The organism is Mycobacterium sp. Aquia_213 (assembly GCF_026625985.1).
GTDB lineage: Bacteria > Actinomycetota > Actinomycetes > Mycobacteriales > Mycobacteriaceae > Mycobacterium.
On the sequence record NZ_CP113116.1, the window covers coordinates 2,035,463 to 2,057,722 of the forward strand.

General features: G+C 65.7%; 19 protein-coding genes, 1 tRNA gene and 1 pseudogene. 14 read left to right on the plus strand and 7 right to left on the minus strand.

Features of this window, described 5'->3' with window-relative positions:
* Positions 1–40: 40 nt before the first annotated feature.
* Complete coding sequence (locus LMQ14_RS09535; RefSeq protein WP_267734498.1) at positions 41–517, minus strand: MarR family winged helix-turn-helix transcriptional regulator; 477 nt, start codon at positions 515–517, stop codon at positions 41–43.
* A gap of 128 nt (positions 518–645) precedes the next feature.
* Here LMQ14_RS09535 and LMQ14_RS09540 point away from each other — a divergent pair, with 128 nt between their 5' ends.
* The 4 genes from LMQ14_RS09540 to LMQ14_RS09555 all read left to right on the plus strand — a co-directional run bounded on the left by LMQ14_RS09540 (position 646) and on the right by LMQ14_RS09555 (position 5,816).
* Positions 646–2,688 (plus strand): ATP-binding cassette domain-containing protein, encoded by a 2,043-nt coding sequence (locus tag LMQ14_RS09540; RefSeq protein WP_267734499.1) that lies wholly within the window; start codon positions 646–648, stop codon positions 2,686–2,688.
* Positions 2,689–2,780: 92 nt separating this feature from the next.
* Positions 2,781–3,545, plus strand: a complete 765-nt coding sequence (locus LMQ14_RS09545; protein WP_267735430.1) for an energy-coupling factor transporter transmembrane component T family protein — start codon at positions 2,781–2,783, stop codon at positions 3,543–3,545.
* Positions 3,546–3,580: 35 nt separating this feature from the next.
* A complete protein-coding gene (locus LMQ14_RS09550) occupies positions 3,581–4,033 on the plus strand; it encodes an SRPBCC family protein (protein WP_267734500.1) in 453 nt (150 codons plus the stop codon).
* Positions 4,026–5,816 (plus strand): sulfatase-like hydrolase/transferase, encoded by a 1,791-nt coding sequence (locus LMQ14_RS09555; RefSeq protein WP_267734501.1) that lies wholly within the window; start codon positions 4,026–4,028, stop codon positions 5,814–5,816. The genes LMQ14_RS09550 and LMQ14_RS09555 overlap by 8 nt, the downstream gene beginning before the upstream one ends.
* 37 nt (positions 5,817–5,853) lie before the next feature.
* On the opposite strand, the gene LMQ14_RS09560 is transcribed toward LMQ14_RS09555, so the two are convergent.
* The gene (locus tag LMQ14_RS09560; RefSeq protein WP_267734502.1) at positions 5,854–6,300 is read right to left on the minus strand and encodes an Lrp/AsnC family transcriptional regulator; all 447 of its coding nucleotides are present in this window, start codon (positions 6,298–6,300) and stop codon (positions 5,854–5,856) included.
* Positions 6,301–6,424: 124 nt separating this feature from the next.
* Between LMQ14_RS09560 and ddaH the strand changes: the two genes are divergently transcribed.
* The 3 genes from ddaH to LMQ14_RS09575 are packed head-to-tail and all read left to right on the plus strand — an operon-like array spanning position 6,425 to position 9,984.
* Positions 6,425–7,300: a dimethylargininase gene (gene ddaH / locus LMQ14_RS09565; protein ID WP_267734503.1), complete on the plus strand. Its 876-nt coding sequence runs from the start codon at positions 6,425–6,427 to the stop codon at positions 7,298–7,300.
* Positions 7,297–8,529, plus strand: a complete 1,233-nt coding sequence (gene rocD / locus LMQ14_RS09570; protein WP_267734504.1) for an ornithine--oxo-acid transaminase — start codon at positions 7,297–7,299, stop codon at positions 8,527–8,529. Before ddaH ends, rocD begins: the two co-directional genes overlap by 4 nt.
* A gap of 27 nt (positions 8,530–8,556) precedes the next feature.
* The gene (locus LMQ14_RS09575) at positions 8,557–9,984 is read left to right on the plus strand and encodes an APC family permease (RefSeq protein ID WP_267734505.1); all 1,428 of its coding nucleotides are present in this window, start codon (positions 8,557–8,559) and stop codon (positions 9,982–9,984) included.
* On the opposite strand, the gene LMQ14_RS09580 is transcribed toward LMQ14_RS09575, so the two are convergent.
* From LMQ14_RS09580 to LMQ14_RS09590, 3 genes are read right to left on the minus strand one after another with little or no spacing between them, the layout of a single operon-like run.
* Complete coding sequence (locus LMQ14_RS09580) at positions 9,981–11,309, minus strand: ABC transporter substrate-binding protein (protein ID WP_267734506.1); 1,329 nt, start codon at positions 11,307–11,309, stop codon at positions 9,981–9,983. The two genes, LMQ14_RS09575 and LMQ14_RS09580, sit on opposite strands and share 4 nt — an antisense overlap.
* Positions 11,306–12,130: a carbohydrate ABC transporter permease gene (locus tag LMQ14_RS09585; protein WP_267734507.1), complete on the minus strand. Its 825-nt coding sequence runs from the start codon at positions 12,128–12,130 to the stop codon at positions 11,306–11,308. Before LMQ14_RS09585 ends, LMQ14_RS09580 begins: the two co-directional genes overlap by 4 nt.
* Complete coding sequence (locus tag LMQ14_RS09590) at positions 12,117–12,998, minus strand: carbohydrate ABC transporter permease (protein ID WP_267734508.1); 882 nt, start codon at positions 12,996–12,998, stop codon at positions 12,117–12,119. The genes LMQ14_RS09585 and LMQ14_RS09590 overlap by 14 nt, the downstream gene beginning before the upstream one ends.
* Before the next feature lie 57 nt (positions 12,999–13,055).
* On the opposite strand from LMQ14_RS09590, the gene LMQ14_RS09595 reads away from it, so the two are divergent.
* The 4 genes from LMQ14_RS09595 to LMQ14_RS09610 are packed head-to-tail and all read left to right on the plus strand — an operon-like array spanning position 13,056 to position 17,104.
* Positions 13,056–14,573, plus strand: coding sequence for a TldD/PmbA family protein (locus LMQ14_RS09595; protein WP_267734509.1), 1,518 nt, complete (start codon positions 13,056–13,058; stop codon positions 14,571–14,573).
* Positions 14,570–15,943, plus strand: a complete 1,374-nt coding sequence (locus LMQ14_RS09600; RefSeq protein WP_267734510.1) for a TldD/PmbA family protein — start codon at positions 14,570–14,572, stop codon at positions 15,941–15,943. Before LMQ14_RS09595 ends, LMQ14_RS09600 begins: the two co-directional genes overlap by 4 nt.
* Before the next feature lie 16 nt (positions 15,944–15,959).
* On the plus strand, positions 15,960–16,820 hold the full coding sequence (locus LMQ14_RS09605; protein WP_267734511.1) for a carboxymuconolactone decarboxylase family protein: 861 nt from the start codon (positions 15,960–15,962) through the stop codon (positions 16,818–16,820).
* A gap of 35 nt (positions 16,821–16,855) precedes the next feature.
* Positions 16,856–17,104 carry a CDGP domain-containing protein gene (locus LMQ14_RS09610; protein ID WP_267734512.1) on the plus strand — a complete coding sequence of 83 codons (249 nt, stop codon included), beginning with the start codon at positions 16,856–16,858 and terminating at the stop codon, positions 17,102–17,104.
* A gap of 31 nt (positions 17,105–17,135) precedes the next feature.
* Here LMQ14_RS09610 and LMQ14_RS09615 read toward each other — a convergent pair whose 3' ends face one another.
* Positions 17,136–17,456 (minus strand): EthD family reductase, encoded by a 321-nt coding sequence (locus LMQ14_RS09615; protein ID WP_267734513.1) that lies wholly within the window; start codon positions 17,454–17,456, stop codon positions 17,136–17,138.
* A 122-nt stretch (positions 17,457–17,578) separates the two neighbouring features.
* Between LMQ14_RS09615 and LMQ14_RS09620 the strand changes: the two genes are divergently transcribed.
* The 3 genes and pseudogenes from LMQ14_RS09620 to LMQ14_RS09630 all read left to right on the plus strand — a co-directional run bounded on the left by LMQ14_RS09620 (position 17,579) and on the right by LMQ14_RS09630 (position 19,528).
* Positions 17,579–18,091 (plus strand): nitroreductase family deazaflavin-dependent oxidoreductase, encoded by a 513-nt coding sequence (locus LMQ14_RS09620; protein WP_267734514.1) that lies wholly within the window; start codon positions 17,579–17,581, stop codon positions 18,089–18,091.
* Positions 18,092–18,167: 76 nt separating this feature from the next.
* Positions 18,168–18,241: transfer RNA gene (locus LMQ14_RS09625), tRNA-Ile, on the plus strand.
* Between the two features lie 113 nt (positions 18,242–18,354).
* Positions 18,355–19,528, plus strand: a pseudogene (locus LMQ14_RS09630) (IS481 family transposase).
* A gap of 557 nt (positions 19,529–20,085) precedes the next feature.
* Here the strand turns inward: LMQ14_RS09630 and LMQ14_RS09635 are convergent.
* A complete protein-coding gene (locus LMQ14_RS09635; RefSeq protein WP_267734515.1) occupies positions 20,086–22,224 on the minus strand; it encodes a pentapeptide repeat-containing protein in 2,139 nt (712 codons plus the stop codon).
* Positions 22,225–22,260 lie beyond the last annotated feature (36 nt).

The window sequence follows — 22,260 nt, forward strand, 5'->3', positions numbered from 1 at the left end:
ACCCGCCGGCGGTCATCGACCGACAAGGGGTGCGGGCCGGTCACAGCGTGTTGCGGCGTGGTGTCGCCGCGGCATTGTCGAGCAGGCGGCGCAACACCTGGACCGCCTCCGCCAGGACCTGGCGGTCGGCCGGCTCGAGCATCGCCAGTTGCGGTTCGATCGCGGCGGCGCGGTCGGCGCGGACGGCGTTCAGGGTGCGTCGGCCTTCGGCCGTGATGCGGATCCGGACCGCACGGGCATCGCCGGGGTCGACGGTTCGGCTAACCAGGCCCGCGTCCTCGAGTCGACGCACCTGGGTGGTCATCGTGGGTTGAGAGCAGTGATCGACGGCGGCAAGGTCGCCGATGCGCGCTTCTCCGTGGACTTCGACAGTCGCGAGCAGTCTGGCCTGTGCCGCTGGCAGCGGCATCTGGATGCGTTGAGTAGCCAGTCGGTTCAGCCGCGCGACCACAGCGAGCAGGTCCGCGCCCAGCCCCTGCTGAAGCGCGATGTTTGCGGTGTCGACGACGTTGTCCATGTATCCATGCTTGCATAGCTTTGCTATGCGAGACCAACCGCTGCCACCTTCAGGCCGAAGGCCGGCCCGCCCAGCAACGAACCCTTAACTGGCGGCACCCGGGGATTGGGCCTGGCACAATCAAGAAAGTGACCGCGCGCCCGCTCCGGCACAGCACGAGTGGACCTCTGCAGCCGAACGAATTAGCTCAGGCCGCGGTGATGGGGGCGCTCTGTGCAGTGACCGCAATCATCGCCGCGGTCATTCCGTTCGCTCAGGGCTTAGGAGTGCTCGGCACGGTACCGATGGGGCTGCTCGCCTACCGCTTCCGTCCTCGGGTGCTGATCGCGGCGGCCGTCGCCGCGACGGTGATCGCCTTTTTGATCTCCGGGCTGGGCAGTTCCGCGATGGTCGTCGACGCTGCCTGGGTCGGCGGGATATGCGGAATTGTCAAACGCAAGGGCCGCGGCGTGCCCACGGTGATTGCCGCGTCCCTCGTCGCCGGATTCATCTGGGGCGCCGCCTGGGTTGCAGTGTTTGCGGTGCTGACTCGGTTGCGGCAGTTGATCTTTGGGGTACTGACCGCGAACGTCAACGGCGTCGCCGCATTCCTGCGCTGGGTACATCTCCCGCAGGTCGGCGAAACCATGCAGCGTTACCTCGCCGAGGGGCTGCAGTACTGGCCGTGGCTGGTATTGCCCTATTTGGTTTTCGTGGTCGTGCTTGTCACGCTGATCGGCTGGTCGGCGCTGTCGCGTCTGTTAGAGCGGATGGGCGACATCCCCGATGTGCACAAATTGGATCCACCCGACATCGACGTGCCTCAGGACGCCGGGATTGGTCCGGTGCCGGTGCGCCTGGACCAGGTGCGGTTCCGTTATCCCAACGCCGGTAAAGACGCACTGCGCGAGGTCAGCTTGGAAATTCGGGGCGGGGAGCACGTCGCGGTCACGGGTGCCAACGGCTCCGGCAAGACGACGCTGATGCTGATCCTGGCCGGCCGACGGCCGACATCGGGAACCGTGCACCGCCCCGGCGCAGTGGGTTTGGGCGAGCTGGGTGGCACCGCGCTTGTCCTGCAACACCCGAAGAGCCAAGTGCTGGGCACCAGGGTCGCCGACGATGTGGTGTGGGGCTTACCCCCGGAGGCCCAGGTCGATGTGAGCCGATTGCTGCGTGAGGTCGGCCTTGAGGACCTTGCCGAAAGCGACACCTCAAGTTTGTCCGGCGGCCAACTCCAGCGCCTAGCGCTCGCCGCGGCACTCGCCCGAGAACCCGCACTGCTTATCGCCGACGAGGTCACCTCCATGATCGATCAGCAGGGCCGCGACGCATTGCTGAGCGTGATGTCGGGCCTCACTAAACGGCACCGGACCGCGCTGGTGCACATCACCCACTTCGACAACGAGGCCGCGTCCGCGGACCGCGCGATCAATCTCAGCGAATCGTCGGATAACACCGGCGCGCTTGGGATCCCGGACGCGACGGTGCCGAGCCCCGCGGCGCAGCGACACCACGACGCGGGAGTGATAGAGCTCATCGGCGTCGGCCACGAATATGCCAGTGGCACACCATGGGCCAAGACCGCGCTGCGCGACATCAACTTTGTCGCAGAGCAGGGTGACGGTGTCTTGATCCACGGCGACAATGGCTCGGGCAAGTCCACGCTGGGGTGGATCATGGCCGGGTTGACCGTCCCTACCACCGGCTCCTGCCTGATCGACGGCGAGCCCACCCATCAGCATGTCGGCGTGGTGGCGTTGGCATTCCAAGCGGCCCGGTTGCAATTGATGCGCAGCCACGTCAACCTGGAAGTGGCTTCGGCAGCGGGCTTTTCGCATCACGACGAAGACCGTGTGGCCGCGGCCTTGGGCTTGGTTGGGCTGCAGCCCGCGTTGGCTGCACGGCGCATCGACCAGCTCAGCGGTGGCCAGATGCGCCGTGTGGTGCTGGCCGGAATGTTGGCGCGTTCGCCGCGAGCGCTGATTCTCGACGAGCCGCTGGCGGGATTGGACATCGCCAGCCAACGCGGCTTGCTGACGCTACTGGAGCGCTTGCGCCGTGAGCAGGGTCTGACGTTGGTGGTTATTTCGCACGACAGCATGGGCATGGAAGGGATCTGCCCGCGCACCTTGCATTTGCGCAACGGTGTCCTGGAAACGGTGCCGACCACGACAGGGGGTGTGGCGTGACCGAGACCGCATCACCTTCCCCCGCCACGGGCCAGACCAAGCGCCCCACTCGTCCAGTCGTGCTTTTGGTCCCGGTGCCGGGAAACAGCATCATGCACCAGTTGTGGGCCGGTACCAAACTGCTGGTTGTCGTCGGCACCGCGGTGCTGCTGACCTTCTATCCGAGTTGGGTGACCATCGGACTACTCGGCGGCCTGACGGTGGCGGCCGTGTGGCTTGCCCACATTCCACGCGGTGCCCTGCCCTCGGTACCGCGCTGGCTCTGGCTCGTGATCGGGGTGGGTTTTGTGACCGCCGCGCTCGCCGGTGGCAGTCCGGTGATTTCGCTGGGCGGGCTGCACGTCGCTCTCGGCGGATCATTGCACTTCCTGCGGATGACCGCGCTGACCATCCTGCTGATAACGCTCGGTGCGATTGTCTCCTGGACGACCAATGTCGCCGAAATCGGGCCCGCGCTGGCAACTTTGGGCCGCCCATTCAAGATATTCCGGATCCCGATCGACGAATGGGCGGCGGCGTTGGCACTCGCATTGCGCGCCTTCCCGATGTTGATCGAGGAATTCCAGGTGCTCTACGCAGCCCGTCGGCTACGTCCCAAAGAGGTGCCGCCCACGCGCAGGGCTCGGCGCAAGCAACAGGGCCGTGAGGTGATCGACCTGCTCGCGACGGCCATGGTGGTGGCGTTGCGGCGCGCCGACGAGATGGGCGATGCGATCACCGCTCGCGGCGGGGCGGGTCAGCTCGCCGCATCTCCGGCCCGCCCGAAACTGGCGGACTGGGTGACACTTGCCCTCTTTGTCGCTGCGGGCGCCGCCTCGGTGGTGCTCGATACGATGCTGCATCTCAGTGCGATTTGACGAGCCGGTTGCCACTCTTCGCGTAGCGTAAGCGCGTGGCCGACATTCAGCGCACTCGTATCATTGCGGCTCGCGTGCAAGAAGTCTGGGATGTCCTGGCGGACTTCGGTGCCATCAGCGCCTGGGCCGACAATGTCGACCACTCGTGCATCCTGTTTTCGGGCGCCGATGGGGCGCCGGTCGGTACGACCAGGCGAGTGCAGGTCAAACGCGACACTCTCGTCGAGCGCATCATCGAGTTCGACCCGCCGCACGTGCTCGCCTATGAGATCGAGGGCCTGCCCCGGTTGTTGCGCCGGGTGACCAACTGCTGGACGCTCGCGGCGAGCTCGGGCGATGCGACCGCCGTGACCCTGACCAGCACCGTCGAAATCGGCCCTCGCCCACCGCAAAAGCTTGCCGAGCGCATTGTGTGTCGCGTCGCTGTACGGCAGTCCGATTCGATGCTTGCCGGGCTCGCGAAACGATTGGAGAATGCGCGTGTCTGATCGACCCGACATCGTCATCCTGATGACCGACGAGGAACGTGCGGTGCCGCCGTACGAGACGCCCGGCGTGCTCGCCTGGCGTGACCGAATACTGCTAGGGCGCAAGTGGTTCGACGATCACGGCGTTAGCTTCGGCCGGCACTACACGGGCTCGCTTGCCTGTGTGCCCAGCCGTCCGACCATCTTCACCGGGCAGTACCCCGATTTGCATGGCGTCACCCAGACCGACGGCATCGGGAAGACGGCAGACGATTCCCGCATGCGCTGGCTGCGCCGCGGCGAGGTGCCCACCCTGGGTAACTGGTTCCGCGCGGCGGGCTACGACACGCACTACGACGGCAAGTGGCACATCTCGCACGCGGATCTGACCGATCCCGACACCGGCCGTCCGCTGGCCACCAACGACGACGACGGCGTCGTCGACCCGGTCGCGGTGAGGCGCTACCTCGACGCGGATCCGCTTGGGCCGTATGGCTTTTCCGGGTGGGTCGGCCCGGAGCCGCACGGGTCGCTGCTGGGCAATGCCGGTATTCGCCGCGATCCGCTGATCGCCGATCGTGTCGTCGCCTGGCTCACCGACCGGTACTCCCGCCGTCGTGCCGGCGACCCCGCCGCACTGCGGCCGTTCCTGCTTGTCGCCAGCTTCGTCAACCCCCACGACATCGTGCTGTTCCCGCTGTGGTCGCGTCGCAGTCCGGTCAAGCCGTCACCGCTGGACCCGCCCCCGGTCGCCCCGGCGCCCACCGCCGACGAGGACCTGTCGACCAAGCCGGCCGCGCAGATCGCCTTCCGCGAGGCCTATTACTCGGGCTACGGTCCGGCGCCCGCGATCGACCGGACCTACGAGCGCGGCGCGCAGCGCTACCGCGATCTCTATTACCGCCTGCACGCCGAGGTGGACGCACCGATCGATCGCGTCAGACGTGCCGTCACCGAAGGTGGTTCGGAGGACGCGGTTTTGGTGCGTACCGCCGATCACGGCGATCTGCTGGGCGCCCACGGCGGACTGCACCAGAAATGGTTCAACCTCTATGACGAGGCCACCCGCGTTCCCTTCGTGATCGCCCGCATCGGTGCGCGCGCGACGCAGCCCCGGGTGGTGACGGCGCCGACATCGCATGTCGACCTGGTCCCGACGCTGCTGGGAGCCGCGGGAGTCGACGTCACGGAAGTGGCTGGCGCGCTGGCTGAGTCGTTCTCGGAGGTCCACGAGTTACCCGGCCGCGATCTGATGCCGGTCGTCGACGGCGCGCCCGCCGACGACACCCGGGCCGTCTACCTGATGACCCGCGACAACATGCTCGAAGGGGATAGCGGCGTATCGGGCCTGGGGCGCCGTCTGAAGCAAACGGTCAATCCGCCTGCGCCGCTGCGTATCCGGGTTCCGGCGCACACCGCGTCGAATTTCGAAGGCCTGGTTGTGCGGGTTGACGATGCCGGCGGCGCCGGACACCTGTGGAAGCTGGTCCGCACCTTCGACGATCCGGGGACCTGGACCGAACCGGGCGTTCGCCATCTGGCGGCCAATGGCGTTGGGGGAGAGGCGTATCGGACGTCGCCGCTGGATGATCAATGGGAGCTGTACGACCTGACCGCCGACCCGATCGAAGCCGACAACCGCTGGACGGATCCCGCGCTGCATGACCTCCGGCAGCACCTGCGGATGCAGCTGAAGCAGGCCCGGGCGAGTTCAGTGCCGGAACGAAACCAGCCGTGGCCCTACGCAACTCGCCGGCCGCCGACATCGGAGTCCAGGCTGGCGCGCTGGTTCGGCGCTCGCTGACCCTTCGTTAAACCGCGAGCGTTCGGCGCTCGCTGACCTAGGTCCGCATTCGGTCGATGAGGTTTGACAGCACGACGATGCTTTCGCTGCGCTCGATGTCGGCACTCTCCCGGATGCGCTCCAGTGCCGACTCCAGGTGGCGCATGTCGCGGGCCAGCACATGAAGGATCGCGTCGGAGGTACCGGTCACCGTCGCCGCGCTGACCACCTCGGGCATGTCCACCCAGGCTGCGCGCAACTGATCGGGCGCGATCGTGCCGTGGCAGTACACCTGCACATAGGCTTCGGTGTTCCAGCCCAGCGCGTTGCGGTCGACGACCGTGGTGAAGCCCCTGATCACGCCGTTGTCGATCATCCGGTCAACGCGTCGTTTCACCGCCGGTGCGGACAAATTCACCTTCTCGCCGATCTCGGCGAAGGTGGCTCGCGCATGCTCGGTGAGCTCGGTGAGGATGCGCTCGTCGGTGTCGTCGAGGCGGTCCATCGCCCCCCCTTTTTCGTCAGTGTGCAATGAATCGCTGTATGTGGCACCTTAGCGCAATAAATCGTTCATAGACACGCAAGAATCGGCGTTTGATTGTGTTCAGAAGCCAAAATACCCTGGAAATGTGACGGATTACTATGTCGACCCGGCGCCCCGTGCCGTGCCCGCGGCATGGCAAGACGCCGCCCTCACGCGGTTCAGAACGCCTCAGACCCGTCGGTACGCGATGACGCCGCCGACCTACTTCGCGGTCGAATACGCCATCAACCCGTGGATGGACGTCAGCGCGCCCGTGGACGTCGACGTCGCACTCGCGCAGTGGGAGGGTCTGCGGCGGACCTACCTGCGACTCGGCCATCGCGTGGACATCGTCGAGCCGGTATCCGGTCTGCCGGATATGGTCTACGCCGCCAACGGCGGGTTCGTCGCGGGCGATGTCGCGATCGTCGCCCGATTCCGCTACGAGCAGCGCGCCGGTGAGGCGACGGCGTACGGCGAATGGATGTCGTCGATGGGTTATCGGCCCGTCACCACCCGCTACGTCAACGAGGGGCAGGGCGACCTGCTGATGGTCGGCGAAATGGTGTTGGCGGGCTATGGCTTTCGCACCGACCGGCGCGCACATGCCGAGGTCTCGGCGGCGTTGCGCATGCCGGTGGTCTCGCTCGAGCTGGTGGACCCGCGGTTCTACCACCTCGACACCGCGCTCGCCGTTCTTGACGATCACACGATCGCGTTCTACCCCCCGGCGTTCAGCGCGGCAGCACAGGAGCAGCTGCACGCACTGTTCCCCGACGCTATCGTGGTAGGGAGCGCAGACGCCTACGTGCTTGGCCTCAATGTGGTATCCGACGGCCTGCATGTCGTGCTTCCTTGCGCCGCAACGGGTTTCGCAGCCCAGTTGCGGGAAGTGGGCTTCGATCCCGTCGGCGTCGATCTCTCCGAGCTGCTCAAGGGGGGCGGTTCCGTCAAGTGCTGCACATTGGAGGTGTTTGAATGACGATTCTCGACCACCCGACTTCGGTGACCACCAACGACGCGATATCGCTCGTCGAAGAGTATGCGGCGCACAACTATTCGCCGCTCCCCGTGGTGGCGGCAAGCGCCGAGGGTGCTTGGATCACCGACGTCGACGGCCGGCGCTACCTGGATTGTCTGGCCGCGTACTCGGCGGTCAACTTCGGCCACCGCAACCCTGAGATCACCGCGACAGCGCATGCCCAGCTCGACACCGTCACGCTGGTCAGTCGCGCATTCCATGCCGCGAGTCTGGGACCGTTCTGCGCTGGGCTGGCCCGGCTGTGCGGCAAAGACATGGTGCTGCCGATGAACTCGGGCGCCGAAGCCGTGGAGAGTGGACTCAAGGTCGCGCGCAAGTGGGGCGCCGACGTCAAGGGTGTGCCCGAGGGTCGTGCCAATATCGTGGTGGCCGAGAACAATTTCCACGGCCGCACGATCAGCATCGTCAGCTTCTCGTCGGACCCCACGGCGCGGGACGGCTTCGGTCCGTTCACCCCGGGGTTCCGTGCGGTGCCCTTCGGTGATGTCGCGGCGTTGGCCGACGCGATCGACGAGTACACCGTTGCGGTGCTGCTCGAACCGATCCAGGGCGAGGCCGGCATCGTCGTCCCGCCCGACGACTACTTGCCGGCCGTTCGCGCGCTGTGCACCGAACACAACGTGCTGATGATCGCCGACGAAATCCAGTCCGGGCTGGCGCGCACCGGCTATACATTCGCCTGCGACCGCTGGGGCGTGGTGCCGGACGTCTATCTGCTCGGCAAGGCGCTGGGCGGCGGCGTCGTTCCGCTGTCGGCGGTGGTCGCCGACCGCGACATTCTCGGCGTGCTGCATCCGGGCGAGCACGGCTCGACGTTCGGGGGCAACCCGCTGGCCGCCGCAATCGGCACCACGGTGGTCGCCATGTTGGCGCGGGGCGAATTCCAGTCCCGCTCGGCCGAGTTGGGCGCACATCTGCATCGGCGGTTGCGAGACCTGATCGGTGACGGCGTGATCGCGGTGCGTGGCTTCGGCTTGTGGGCCGGCGTCGACATCGAGCCGACCCTGGGCACCGGCAAGGAAATCAGCGTGCGGCTGGCCGAGCGTGGTGTGCTGGTGAAAGACACTCACGGTTCGACGCTGCGGTTCGCGCCGCCGCTGGTGATCACCGAGCAGGAGATCGACTGGGCGGTCGACCAGTTCGCTGGCGTATTGCGAGAGGCTGCATAATCAGCTGATCCAGCAATAGGGGGGCATTTGCCAGCCAGCTCGTTCAGCCTGAGCCAACAGCTGCTGCGGCGCCGCCCGGCGGTCGGCGCACCCGTTGCGCACGGAGCCGCGGGTCACCTCAAGCGCGGTATCGGGACGTTCGAGCTCACCATGATCGGGGTCGGCTCGACGGTCGGCACCGGCATCTTCTTCGTGCTGTCGCAGGCGGTGCCGGAAGCGGGCCCATCGGTCATCGTCTCCTTCATCATCGCGGGGATCGCGGCTGGGCTCGCCGCCATCTGCTATGCCGAATTGGCTGCGGCCGTGCCGGTGGCGGGCTCGTCGTACTCGTACGCGTACACCACGCTGGGTGAGGCCGCCGCGGTGGCGGTGGCGGCCTGCCTGCTGCTCGAATACGGGGTGGCCACGGCCGCGGTCTCGGTGGGCTGGAGCGGCTACGTCAACAAGTTGCTGCACAACCTATTCGGATTTCAGATCCCGCATGCGTTGTCCGCGGCGCCCTGGGACTCCGACCCCGGCTACGTCAATCTGCCGGCGATCCTGCTGATCGCCATGTGTGCGCTGCTGCTGATTCGCGGCGCCAGCGAATCGGCGCGGGTCAACGCGATCATGGTGCTGACCAAGCTGGGCGTGCTGGCCATGTTCGTGATCATCGCGTTCACCGCCTTTGACAGCAACCAGCTCAGGGACTTTGCGCCCTTCGGGGTTTCGGGCATCGGCGCGGCGGCGGGCACGATCTTCTTCTCGTTCATCGGCCTTGACGCGGTGTCGACGGCGGGTGAGGAGGTGAAGGACCCGCAGAAGACCATGCCGCGGGCACTGATCGCTGCGCTCGCGATCGTCACCACTGTCTACGTCCTCGTCGCCCTTGCCGCGCTGGGCACCCAGCCGTGGCAGGCCTTCGCCGGGCAAGAGGACGCCGGGCTGGCCACCATCCTCGACAACGTCACGCACCAAGGCTGGGCCAGCACGATTCTGTGTGCGGGCGCGGTGATTTCGATCTTCACCGTCACCCTGATCACGATGTACGGCCAGACCCGCATCTTGTACGCGATGGGTCGCGACGGGCTGCTGTCGTCGCGCTTCGCGACGATCAACACGCGCACGATGACTCCGGTGTCGAACACGGTGATTGTGGCGATCGCCGCCGGGACGCTGGGTGGTTTCGTCCCGCTGGAGGAGCTGGCGGACATGGTGTCCATCGGCACGCTGACCGCGTTCATCGTCGTTGCGGTGGGCGTGATCATCCTGCGGGTGCGCGAGCCGGATCTGCCACGCCCGTTCAAAGTGCCCGGTTACCCTGTCACGCCGGTGCTTTCGGTGCTGGCCTGCGGCTACATCCTCGCCAGCCTGCACTGGTACACCTGGATCGCATTCAGCGGCTGGATCTTCGTGGCGTTGATCTTCTACTTCGTGTGGGGTCGCCACCACAGCGCGCTCAACGACGCCGACTAACGCCGCGAGGCGGCATTGGCCGCGGCCTGCGCCTGCCTGAGCGTGGTCGCGACGTCGCCGCGGCCGAGGAACATCTCGTCGAAATAGCTTTGCAGCGCGGCATTTCCGGCGGCGAAGCCGGGGCCGCCCGGGGCCGGGATGCGCGGGCCCTCCAGGACGGCGAAGAAGGGTGTGACGTCGACGCCGCGCTCCGCCCAGTAGTTGAAATAGACCTGCTGGGCCGAGCGCACCGCGGGGATCGCCGCGCCCTGACTGCCCAGATAGGCATTGCCGTCGTTGCTACCCAGCCAGGCCAGCACCTCACGCACCGCGTCGGGATGTTTGGTGGACGAATTGCCCGCGGCAGCAATGCCATTGGTGACGCTGATCCGGCCGGCGGGACCGATCGGCAGCATCGCGACCCCCCAGCGGAAGCGCGCATCGCGCGCGATCGACGCGAGGTTGTAGGTGCCGGACTGAAACATCGCCATCCTGCCGGCCAGAAATTGGTTGCGGGAGAAGTCGCTGTTGGTATTGGTGTCCGAGGCCGGCGGCGCGACGTGGTCGTCGTTGATCAGAGCGACCAGGTAGCGGAACGCGGCGATGGCGCCGGGGTTGTCGAACGCGAACTCGTCGCCGCGCTGGAATACGCCGCCCGCCGAGCCGATGTAATTGAGGTAGATCGCCTGCGCGTCGTTGGCCGCGTTGTAGCCCCACTGCCGCACCCGGCCGGGGTCGAAATCTGGTGTGTTCGCTCGATTTCCATTGGCATCGGCGGTGAGCCTGGCGGCGAGCGGGCGCAGGGTGTCGTCCCCGTCGGGATCCCAGCGCAGGCTGTTCAGCTGACCGGGATCGATCCCGGCGGCCGAAAGCAGGTCCGCGTTGTAGTACACGGCGATGCCGCCGTCGGTCAGCTGCGGCACGCCCCATAGCGTTCCGCCGCGGGTGAACTGGTCCACCACCGCCGGTTCCCAGTCATCGGCGTTCATGGTTTTGCTGACGTTCAGGAGCCGGCCGTTGGCGGCGTAGGCCGCGAGGTATGCGTTGGAGAGCCAGAAGATATCGTCGGCGCCGCCGCCCGCGACGTCGGTGCGCAGCGTGTTGAAGTACGTCGAGTAGGCCACCAGATTGATCCGCACCTCGATATCGGGATGCGTGCGGCTGAATGCCGCGAACGACTCCCGGTAGGCCTCGGCGAGCGAGGCGTCCCAGATCCGCACCCGCACCACGATCTTGTTGCCATGGGGTTCGCCGGAGTAGTTCAACAGCATCGCGGCGGCGGCCAACAGCACCGCGACCAGTCCCAGCGCAGCGGCGGCGAGTGTGGAAGAACGGGGCCGGCTCACTTGACACCCGAGAGGACGACCGAGGCGACGATGTGTCGCTGGGAAGCGATGAACAGCAGCACCAGCGGCACGATGGCGATCGTGGTCGCCGCCATCACCAGCGTCCATTGCGCGTTGAAGCGCGACTGCAGTTCGGCCGTTGCGACGGTGAGCACCCGCCACTTGTGGCCGCTGGTGATCACCAACGGCCACATGAAGTTATTCCATTGCGAGACCACGGTGATCAGCGTCAGCGCCGCCAGCACCGGCCGGCTCGACGGAATCACCACATGCGTGATCACGTCCAAAGTGTTGGCGCCGTCGAGGCGCGCGGCGTTGATCAAGTCGTTGGGGATCAGGCGAAAGTGCTCGCGCAGCAAGAAGATCGCGTACGGGGAGCCGAACATGAACGGCAGCACCAACGCCCAGAACGTATTGCGCAGCCCCGCTTGGGCCATCATCAGATACAGCGGCACCACGGTGACTGTCCCGGGCACCATCAACGTCGCGATATAGACCCAGAACAACATGTCGCGCCCGGCGAAGTCGAGACGCGCGAAGGCGTAGCCGGCCAGCACCGAGAAGGTCAGTTGGCCCACCAGGATGACCGCCGTCATCAATGCCGTCACCGCCGCGGCGCGGCCGAAGCCGGCACCTGCCAGGTCACCGTAGTTGGCCAGTGTGGGCGGGTGCGGCAGTTGCAGCGGTGTCCCCGTCGCGAACTGGTGTGCCGAGGTGAACGAGGTCAGTAAGCCAAGCGCGAAGGGCAGCAACGTGATCAGTGCGCCGACGATCATGCCGGCGTAGATCAGCGCGTTCACGACGCGACTAGACGAGGTCATAGGTGATCCGCCGTCGGAAGTACAGATGCTGAACGATCGTGACGCCGACCAGGATCACGAACAGCACCACCGCCATCACCGACGCTCGGCCGATGGAAGCCGAACCGAACGCCTCGGCGTAGATGCGGTGGGCCACCAGGTCGGTGCTGTTGCCCGGCCCGCCGTCGGTCAACGCGTACACGGTGTCGAAAACCTGTGCCGTGCTGACAATCCCGGTCACCAGCACGAAGAACATCGTCGGGCGCAGCATCGGCAGGGTGATGCGCCAGAACCGTTGCCACGCGTTGGCGCCGTCGGTGCGCGCGGCGGCGTGGATGTCGTTCGGAATCGCGAGCAGGCCCGCCAGGAAGGACAGCGAGTTATAGCCCACGTTCATCCAGACGACGACGGCCGACACCAGCGGCAGCGCGAAGGTGGGATCGGAGAGCCACTCGATGCTGTGGCCGAGCAGGGTCGCGATCGCGCCGTCGGTGGGCGCCAGGATCCAGCGCCACAGCACCGCGATCGCCAGCGGCGCGCAGATCCACGGCAGCACGAACACCGTGCGGAAAAAGCCGGTCCCCGGCAGCAGCCGGGCCAGCATCGAGGCGACCGCCAGTCCCAGCACGGTCTGCGTCGGGACCACGATCGCCACGAAGATCGCCGTCACGAATAACGAATGCCCGAAGCCGGAGTCGGTCAGCACCGAGCGCCAGTTGGCCAGGCCCACAAAGCGCAGCGGACCGAGCAGATCCCACCGGTACAGACTCAGCCAGACCACGACGAGGATGGGCAACAGCAGAAAGGTGACGACGCCGAACAGGCTCGGCGCCAGCAGCCCATAGGCCAGCACGCTGGATCGCGGCTGACTGGGCGCGGCGCTGGCCATGCAGCTAATTAAAGCGGGCTCTGCAGGGGTTTGGAGAGCAGTCGTTACGGTGGAGCCGTGACACCGAATCGGGGGATCGATGCCGACTTCCTGGACCTGCCGCGACACGAGCTCGCGGAGGCCGCGTTGTCGGCTGCCACGACGGCCGGGGCCAGTTATGCGGACCTGCGAATTCACCGCATCAACACCGAGATCATCCAGTTGCGTGACGGTGAGCTCGAGACCGCGGTGGTCAGCCGTGAGGTCGGTTTGGCGGTGCGGGTCATCGTCGACGGCACCTGGGGATTCGCGTCGCACGCGGAGCTGGCGCCCTCGGTCGCGGCCGACACCGCGCGGCGCGCGGTTCGCGTGGCCACCACGCTGGCGGCGCTGAACACCGAGCGCGTCGAGCTGGCGCCCGAGCCCGTGTACGCCGACGCCACCTGGGTGTCGAACTACCGGATCGACCCGTTCGACATCCCCGCGGCCGACAAGATCGGCTTGCTTGAGGAGTACTCCGGGCGGCTGCTGAGCGCCGACGGCGTCGACCACGTCTCGGCCGGCCTGACCGCGGTCAAGGAGCAGACGTTTTACGCCGACACCTTCGGGTCCGCGATCACCCAGCAGCGGGTGCGGGTGATGCCGTCGCTGGAGGCCGTCACCGTCGACCCCGCGGCGGGCAGTTTCGACTCGATGTGCACGCTGGCGCCGCCGATGGGACGCGGCTGGGAGGCGCTGGCCGGCGACGAGGTGTGGAACTGGACCGACGAGCTCGCGCAGCTGCCGGTGCTGCTGGCCGAGAAGGTCAAGTCGCCCAGCGTGACTGCGGGGCCCACGGATCTGGTGATCGATCCGACCAACCTGTGGCTGACGATTCACGAATCCATCGGCCATGCAACCGAATACGACCGCGCGATCGGCTACGAGGCCGCCTATGCAGGTACGTCGTTCGCCACCCCGGACAAGCTCGGAACCATGCGCTACGGCTCGCCGGTGATGAACGTGACCGCCGACCGGACCGTCGAATTCGGTTTGGCCACTATCGGTTACGACGACGAAGGGGTGGCCGCGCAAAGCTGGGACCTGGTGCGCGACGGCATCTTCGTCGGCTACCAGCTCGACCGGGTGTTCGCACCCCGGCTGGGACAGCCGCGCTCCAACGGCTGCTCGTATGCCGACTCGCCGCATCACGTGCCGATCCAGCGGATGGCCAACGTGTCGCTGCAGCCCGGGCCCGAGGATCTTTCCACCGCCGACCTGATCGGCCGGGTCGAGAACGGCATCTACATCGTCGGCGACAAATCCTGGTCAATCGACATGCAGCGGTACAACTTCCAATTCACCGGTCAGCGCTTCTTCCGCATCCGCGACGGCCGCCTGGGCGGCCAGTTGCGTGACGTGGCGTATCAGGCCACCACCACCGACTTCTGGAATTCGATGGAAGCCGTGGGCGGACCGTCGACGTGGCGGCTGGGCGGCGCGTTCAACTGCGGCAAGGCCCAGCCCGGCCAGATCGCGGCGGTCAGCCACGGCTGCCCGTCGGCGTTGTTCCGGGGCGTCAACGTGCTCAACACCCGGACCGAGGGGGGTCGATGATTACCGCGCAGCACGTCGTCAACCTGGTCTTGGACGAGGCGGCCAAACTTGGCGGCGCCGACGAGACCATGGTGCTGGTCACCGACAAGGTCGAGGCGACGTTGCGGTGGGCCGGCAATTCCATGACCACCAACGGGGTTTCGCACAGCCGCAACATTGCGGTCATTTCGATTGTGCGCAAGGGTGATAGCGCCTCCATCGGGACGGTCGTGTCCGCCGAGGTGGATCCGCGGGTGCTCCCGGGTCTGGTGGCGGCCTCGCAGCAGGCGGCAGCCTCCGCACCGGAGGCCGGCGATGCCGCGCCGCTGCTGGCCGGTACCGGGGTGCCCGCCGATTGGGATGCGCCGGTGCCCGGTACCGGGGCCGAGGTTTTCGCCGATGTCGCGGGCTCGCTGAGCCGCGGGTTCGCGGGCACCGACCGGCTGTATGGCTTTGCGCACCATAGTGTTTCGACGACGTTCCTAGCGTCCTCGACCGGCCTGCGCCGCCGTTTCACCCAACCGGCCGGGGCGGTGGAGATCAACGGCAAGCGCGGTGACGCCAGCGCCTGGGCCGGTATCGGAACCGCCGATTTCGTTGATGTGCCTACGGATTCGCTGCTCGAGGACTTGTCGCTGCGACTGGGCTGGGCGGAGCGCACCGTTGCCCTGCCGCCGGGTCGCTACGAGACGATCATGCCGCCGTCGACGGTGGCCGACATGATGATCTACCTGGCCTGGTCGATGGTCGGCCGGGGCGCGCAGGAGGGGCGCACCGCGCTCTCGGCGCCCGGCGGCGGGACCCGGGTGGGGGAGCGGCTCACCGATCTGCCGTTGACGTTGTTCTCCGATCCGATGGCGCCGGGGCTGGCGTGCACGCCGTTCGTGGCGGCGAGCAGTTCCACGGAGACCGTTTCGGTGTTCGACAACGGCATGGAGATCAGCCAGATCGACTGGATCCGCAATGGGGTGATCAACGCGCTGGCCTATCCGCGCGCGGCCGCCGCCAAGTTCGACGCCCAGGTCGCCGTCGCCGCGGACAACCTGGTGATGACCGGCGGGACGAAAGACCTCGCCGACATGATCGCGGGCACCGAGCGTGGCCTGCTGCTGACCACGCTGTGGTACATCCGCGAGGTCGATCCCACCACGCTGTTGCTCACCGGGCTGACCCGCGACGGCGTGTACCTGATCGAGGATGGCGAGGTCACCGCGGCGGTCAACAACTTCCGCTTCAACGAGAGCCCGCTCGATCTGCTGCGCCGCGCGACCGAGGCGGGCGTCAGCGAGAAGACGCTGCCGCGGGAGTGGGGCGACTGGGTCACGCGGTCGGCGATGCCGACGCTGCGGATCCCGGATTTCCATATGTCTTCGGTGAGCCAGGCGCAGTAGTCGTAACGTATCTCCAATGGTGACTCCGGCTACGGTTCGTGATGGGCAGCTGACGCGGTTGGTGGCCTTGTCTCCCTCGGGTGACGGTCGTCTGGCGGGCTTGGTGCGGCGGGTGTGTGCGCAGACGATGTCGCTGCCGCCGCTGCCGGTCGAGGTGGCGGTGGACGAACCGGCATCGGAGGCCGAGGCCGTCGTCGCGGAGTTCGCCGAGCAATTCAGCGCCGACGTTTCCGCGATCACTGCTGAGCAACGGTCTTTGCTGTTTAAGACGCTGGGGGACAACACCTTTGGTGTCGTGGTGGCGATGTACATCGCAGACCTCGTGCCGCGGGTGCGGGCCGGGCTCGAGGCGTTGGGCGTCGGCTCGAGTTTTCTGGGCTGGACGCGCGGGCCGATCGAGTGGGATCACGCCACCGACCCGTCCGGTGAGGTGTTCAACGAGTTCCTGCCCGCGGTGGGCCGGATGCGTGCGCTTGACCCGGTGACCTCCGAGCTGGTGCGGCTGCGCGGGGCGACTGCGCACAACTGCCGGCTGTGCAAATCGGTGCGCGAGAGCAGGGCTCTGGATGCCGGCGGGTCGGAGACGCTGTACGACGACATCGGGCAGTTCGAGCAGTCGACCTTGATCGACGATCGCGCAAAAGCAGCGCTGCGGTATGTAGATGGGTTAATTTGGACGCCGGCGCACCTCGACGCCGACGTTGTCGCCGAGGTGCGCGCTCGATTTTCCGAGGCCGAGGCCGCCGAGCTCACCCTCGATGTCATGCGTAATGCCAGCAATAAGGTCGCGGTGTCGCTGGGTGGGGACGCTCCCCGGGTTTCCGAAGGTACAGAGACCTACCTGCTCGACGTTGACGGCCAGACGGTGTTCAGCTGACGGGGACGCGACGGGGAGTCGCAGGACTGGTTGCCATGCTGACGGTTGGAGGGCTGATCGCCTCGGCGCCGCCGGCCAACGCCGGCTGCCAGTACGGAGGGCTCGTCGCCAGCAAGTGCGACGGACCCGTGCAGCCCGACGGCACCTGGCAACGTTGCGTGGTACTCACCACGTCGCACAGCGGCCCGAGTTACCAATGGAACCCAGACTGCAAATTGATGGGTCCTGGCCAATTCCCCTTGGGGCTCGCCTACTCTGATCTGCCGACGCACATCGATGACTGAGTCGCTGACGACGTCGTAAGGCCGCTCGAGATCAGTGTTGCGGCACCTCGATGTCGGAGACCAGTAGCCGCACACCGCCAGTGGCGATTCGCCCGAGGGCCTCGAAGAACGCGCCCGCTTCCGGTGTCGTCACCGCCACACTGACGTCGTCGTAGGTCGGGTAGTACAGATCGATCATGCGGTAGGCGGGCGTCGGACTGCCATCTTCTTTCGGCCAGACCTTCGACGCCTCGAGCCGGAGGTATCCAGGTATCCGCCGAGCCAGCTCCAATTGCTCTGATTCATAGGCGCTTTCGAAGGCGGCCGGGTCGGTGGGGTTGTCATAGATGACGGTGAACTTGGTTTCGGACATGGATTCCCTCACGTCGTTGAGTACTTGCGGCGTATTGCCGTGACCGCCGTCATGACCCTACCCTCGCGAAACTGACCGAGCTTAGGATCGCCAAGGCGGCGATCGGCAGGTAGCGTCTAGCCGTGGCATTTCGGCGGGAAAGCCCACTTCGCGGGCGGCGGTTGCGAATCGACGAAGCCCTGTTCGAGCGCTTCGCCATGAGTCGGGCCGGCGACTTCCTTTCCCTGCACATCATGCCTCGCATCGACAAGGTGCTGATCCCTCGGACCAACGGCCGGCTGAGCGCGATGGGCGTGGACAAGGTCGGGCTGGTCACCGCCATCGGCGCCAAATCCGGACAGCCACGCACACTTCCGCTGTCGTTGATCGACGACGAGGACGGGCTATTGGCGATCGGGTCCAACTATGGTCGCCCGACGCACCCGGCGTGGAGCGCGAACCTGCTGGCGAACCCCGAATGCACGATCGAGTTCAGGGGTCCGCCTGCGGCTTACCGGGCCGAGGTACTCAGCGGCCAGGCGCGCGCCGACGCGTGGGCCACTGCCGTCGACTCCTACCCCGGATATGCCAACTACCGCACCCTCTGCGCGCCACGCGAAATCCGAGTCTTTCGGCTGCGGCCTTTCGATGGCTGACGGCGCGGTGGACTGGTTGGCTGCGACGCCGTCACGCTAGGGTCTTGGTCGAGCAGTAGCCGGTAGATGGACCCCCGGGGCGGTAGCTCAGTTGGTTAGAGCCGCGGACTCATAATCCGTTGGTCGCGGGTTCGAGCCCCGCCCGCCCCACCGTATTTCTGTATGACCTCGGTTGATGCTTGACATTTTGTCTTCGGGTGATGCGTGACGGTGTTTCGGCTGATGGTTGACAGTTACTTCGGCTGATCCTTGACACTCCCTGGATGAGGGAGTTGAGCGTGGCTGAGCAGCGGTATGTGGCTGTGTTGGCGGTGATCGCCGATGGGTTGTCGGTGTCGCAGGTTGCCGAGAAGGTGGGGGTGTCGCGCCAGACGCTGCACTCCTGGTTGGCCCGCTATGAGGCCCAGGGTCTTGAAGGGCTCAAGGATCGGTCGCATCGGCCGGTGTCGTGTCCGCATCAGATGCCAGCTGAGGTGGAGGCCGCGTTGTTGGAGTTGCGGCGGTCGCGCCCGTATTGGGGGCCGCGGCGGTTGGTGTTCGAGCTGGCTAAACGCCGAATAGCGCCGGTGCCCTCGGAGTCGGCGGCCTATCGGGCGTTGGTGCGGGCCGCGATGATCGACCCGGCGCTGCGGGATCGGCGCTCGCGCAAGTGGAAACGCTGGGAACGCGGCGCGCCGATGGAGCTGTGGCAGATGGACATCGTGGGCGGTTTCCCTTGCTGATGGCAGCAGCGCCAAAGTGTTGACGGGCATTGATGACCACTCGCGGATGTGCGTGTGTGCGCGGGTGATGGCCCGAGAGCGCACCCGCGCGGTGTGTGACGGGTTGCGCGCAGCACTGGCTCGGTTTGGGGCGCCCGAGCAGATCTTGACCGATAACGGCAAGGTGTTCACCGGCCGGTTCAACCATCCTCCGGTGGAGGTGCTCTTTGATCGGATTTGCCGCGAAAACGGCATCGAGCACTTGTTAACCCAACCAAGATCTCCGACCACCACGGGCAAGATTGAGCGCTTTCACCGCAGTATGCGTGCTGAATTCCTCAGCAACAAGCCAGCTTTCGCTAACCTGCGGACGGCTCAGCAAGCTTTGGACGAGTGGGTGGATTACTACAACACTGCCCGCCCGCATCAATCGCTGGACATGGCCACACCGGCACAGCGGTTCACCCCCGGTGCGGCGGTCACCACGCTAACTGCGCACACCGATCGCTGCGGCGATGACTGGGTGAGCCGGCGGGTCACTACCAACGGGGTGGTCTGTGTGTCGTGGCAGCAGGTCAGCGTCGGGCGCCACCATGCCGGGGCTCGCTGCGATGTCCACGTCGACGGCGACTTACTGAGATTTTGGATCGGCGACGAACTGGTCAAAACCGCTGCGAAAGCCAGCACCGGGCAGGTACGAAACAAACGGGCCCTACGCACCAGCGCAGGACTCTAACCACAACACGAGTGTCAAGGATCAACCGAAACCGATCCGTCAACCATCAACCGACTCTGAACAGCCCCACCGTATTTCCGCATCTCAGAGCATATTGTTTTCGCTGACCAAACGGTCGGGTTGGGCCACGAAAACATCCCGGAGTCCACGTCGCGTCCACGAACGTTCGAAACCTATGCGTGGGTGGTTCCCAGCAATCCCGCCGGAATTTGTTGCGGCTTGGAACCATCGGGGTCAACTGCTACGTCCAACCCGGCCGGACGCTGCCAAGAGGGCAGCCCAGGAACATGCTCAGCCGACCCACAGCGCGATTGCAGAGCCATACCCGTGTTTGAACCCTTTTACATACACGTTATCCACGTTGGTCCCGACATTCGGCGCGACTAGTTCCGATTGGACAATTCGCTCTGCCGCGACCACCTGGCTGGCAATAGGTCTCCCGTTGCTCAAATTGGTCTGGATGATTATGAATTCCTCTGCGGGAGCCGGCATTTGACGACGCTGGCAACGAGGCGTGCAAGCTCTTCTGCATCCTGGCATCGAATGGTGAACTCTCATTACTTGCTTTTCCGGAGTAGTCCCGACACGCCCGCCAGGAAAAGAGCTGCCAGGGCCCAGAGCCCGAGCTTGACGACGGGCAGACCGACGACAAGCACCAGGGGCGCGGTGGGCGAGATCGTCCAGTCCTGGTTAGTTGCCCCCGCCGGCGGAAGGACGTCGTTGACGGCGTAGGTCAGGGGTTCCATGCAGGGGTAGCCGGGGTGAACCTCGCAGGGTGTCTGCGCGGTGATCGGTAACCATTCCTTAGCTTTCTGGTCTCCGAGATGCTGTATCACTGCCTTTAGCGCGGCGTCCGAGTGGGTCGGCACAATGCCGTCGCGATTCCCATGCACGATGGCGAAGCTGATGGCCACCAAGACGATCATGCTGGCGATGGACAATAAGGGGAAGTATCCATAGCCTGCCACCGCGCAGTAGACAATTCGCACCATCCGCGTCCAGGGTGGTGACTGAGCGGTGATCTTGTTTTCCGCGGCGAATCGCAGTCTTCGTGCGGCGGCGGGGTCGCCGTTGCGGTCGTAGACGTCAGCCAGCGCGTGCCAGGGCTGGACCGACACCACTTGTTTGTTCCGACGCAGCCACGCCGTGTGCGTGCGCCACCACAGCCGCCGGCCTGACAAGCCAGTGTCGGCGGATGCCGTGTCGAGCCAGCGGTGTGCAAGTTTCCAATTCTCGCGCAGCGAGCCGGTCGGTCCACGCACGTCACCGATAGTCCATCCGGTCGCGGAAAGCGGCTGTGGAGGGTACTCATCAACAAACAAGTCGTCCACACGGGCCCTAATCAGATTCACCGATCCACTGAATTTCTTGGGCGTCAGGACCAAACGCGAGACCTTCAAAGCTTCCAAATTCAGTGCGACCCCGTCAGGATTGGTAAGTGTGGCACCACTGAGGTCGAGTTGGTAGCCGATAGTCGCGCCGACGGCGCGAACGGTACCGACGACATGGCACGGGTGAGTCTTGACCTCAGCGCCCTCCCCGGCGAGGACGCTGCCGGCTACGCGCGCACCGCCGAGGTCCAAGGCGGCCCAGCCATACTTACCGGCGGTGCCTGGGCAGTTGAGAGTGGCGCCAGTTAGCAAGAGGTCGCCGCCGATGGTCGCATCGCGGAAGCGAACTCTGCCAGTGGCCTCGAAGGATCGGGTCTCGCCGTTCGCCTCGACGGCGTCGCGGAAGAACACATCGCCGGTGATCTTTGCCTGGTCCAGTACAAGGGCGTACCCGTCAGAGCCCTCGTTCGTGGCCGGATTGTTGAGGATGGCACCATCGAATTCAAGGTTGCCGCCAACGGTCAGACCGATGGCGTGGACCGCCCCGGTCGCGCAGAGTCCGTCGCGCGCGAACAGGTCCGAGGTGATGCGCGCTCGGTTGATAACTAGTGCGTATCCGTCGGGATTGTTCAGGACGGCGCCAGAGAGATCGAGGGAACCGCCGACTGCCAGATCGATGGCGCTGACCTCACCGGTGACCTGTACGCCGCGGCTCTCTTCATCGGCGCCCTTGCCGGCATAGACCTGGCCACTTATCCGCGCGCCGTCGAGAGCTAGTGCGCGTGCTTCGTCGATAGCAGGTTTAGTGAGGACAGCGCCAGTGAGGCTGAGGTCGCCGCCGATAGTCGCGCCGCGCGCATCGATCAAGCCGTGAGCACGAAATCCGTCGACCGCGTCCACGTCGTTTGTGACGTGGGCACCCACGAGGTTCAAGGCAACTCCGTCGTTGTCGTTGAGGGTGGCGCCAGCGAGGTTGAGTCGGCCCTGAATGGTCACACCCGGTGCGCGGAGCCCCTCGTTGACCGTCACTCGAGAAAGGTAGAGGCCCCGGATCTGCGCAAAATCCAGTCTGAGACCTTGCTCTAAAACGCACTCGCGCAAGCCAAGCGGATAAGAGAGGACGCGATGCTGCAAATCAACACAGTCAACAAATCTGGCACCCCTGATTTCAATGCCGCGTGAGTCGACCCGAATATCTGGATCGATAAGCACCGTTAGCAACGCGACTGCCGGGATCGTTCGCTGCGCCGGCCACGTCGCATATGACTCCCGGTCAACCGTGTTGCCGTCCGCCAGGTCTAGAACGTAACCACCCTCGGCTGCACGTTTCAGCCGATCCACCCACCCCTCGACATCGGTTGTCACGGATAAATAGTTTTCCCTATCCGGACTCCCAGGTCG

Excerpts from the sequence above, each read along its gene's own strand:
- LMQ14_RS09600 (WP_267734510.1), top strand. The coding sequence starts at position 14,570 with ATGATTACCGCGCAGCACGTCGTCAACCTGGTCTTGGACGAGGCGGCC.
- LMQ14_RS09535 (WP_267734498.1), bottom strand. The coding sequence starts at position 517 with ATGGACAACGTCGTCGACACCGCAAACATCGCGCTTCAGCAGGGGCTG.
- LMQ14_RS09615 (WP_267734513.1), bottom strand. The coding sequence starts at position 17,456 with ATGTCCGAAACCAAGTTCACCGTCATCTATGACAACCCCACCGACCCG.
- LMQ14_RS09610 (WP_267734512.1), top strand. The coding sequence starts at position 16,856 with ATGCTGACGGTTGGAGGGCTGATCGCCTCGGCGCCGCCGGCCAACGCC.
- LMQ14_RS09560 (WP_267734502.1), bottom strand. The coding sequence starts at position 6,300 with ATGGACCGCCTCGACGACACCGACGAGCGCATCCTCACCGAGCTCACC.
- LMQ14_RS09605 (WP_267734511.1), top strand. The coding sequence starts at position 15,960 with ATGGTGACTCCGGCTACGGTTCGTGATGGGCAGCTGACGCGGTTGGTG.
- LMQ14_RS09545 (WP_267735430.1), top strand. The coding sequence starts at position 2,781 with ATGCACCAGTTGTGGGCCGGTACCAAACTGCTGGTTGTCGTCGGCACC.
- LMQ14_RS09585 (WP_267734507.1), bottom strand. The coding sequence starts at position 12,130 with ATGACCTCGTCTAGTCGCGTCGTGAACGCGCTGATCTACGCCGGCATG.
- rocD (WP_267734504.1), top strand. The coding sequence starts at position 7,297 with ATGACGATTCTCGACCACCCGACTTCGGTGACCACCAACGACGCGATA.
- LMQ14_RS09590 (WP_267734508.1), bottom strand. The coding sequence starts at position 12,998 with ATGGCCAGCGCCGCGCCCAGTCAGCCGCGATCCAGCGTGCTGGCCTAT.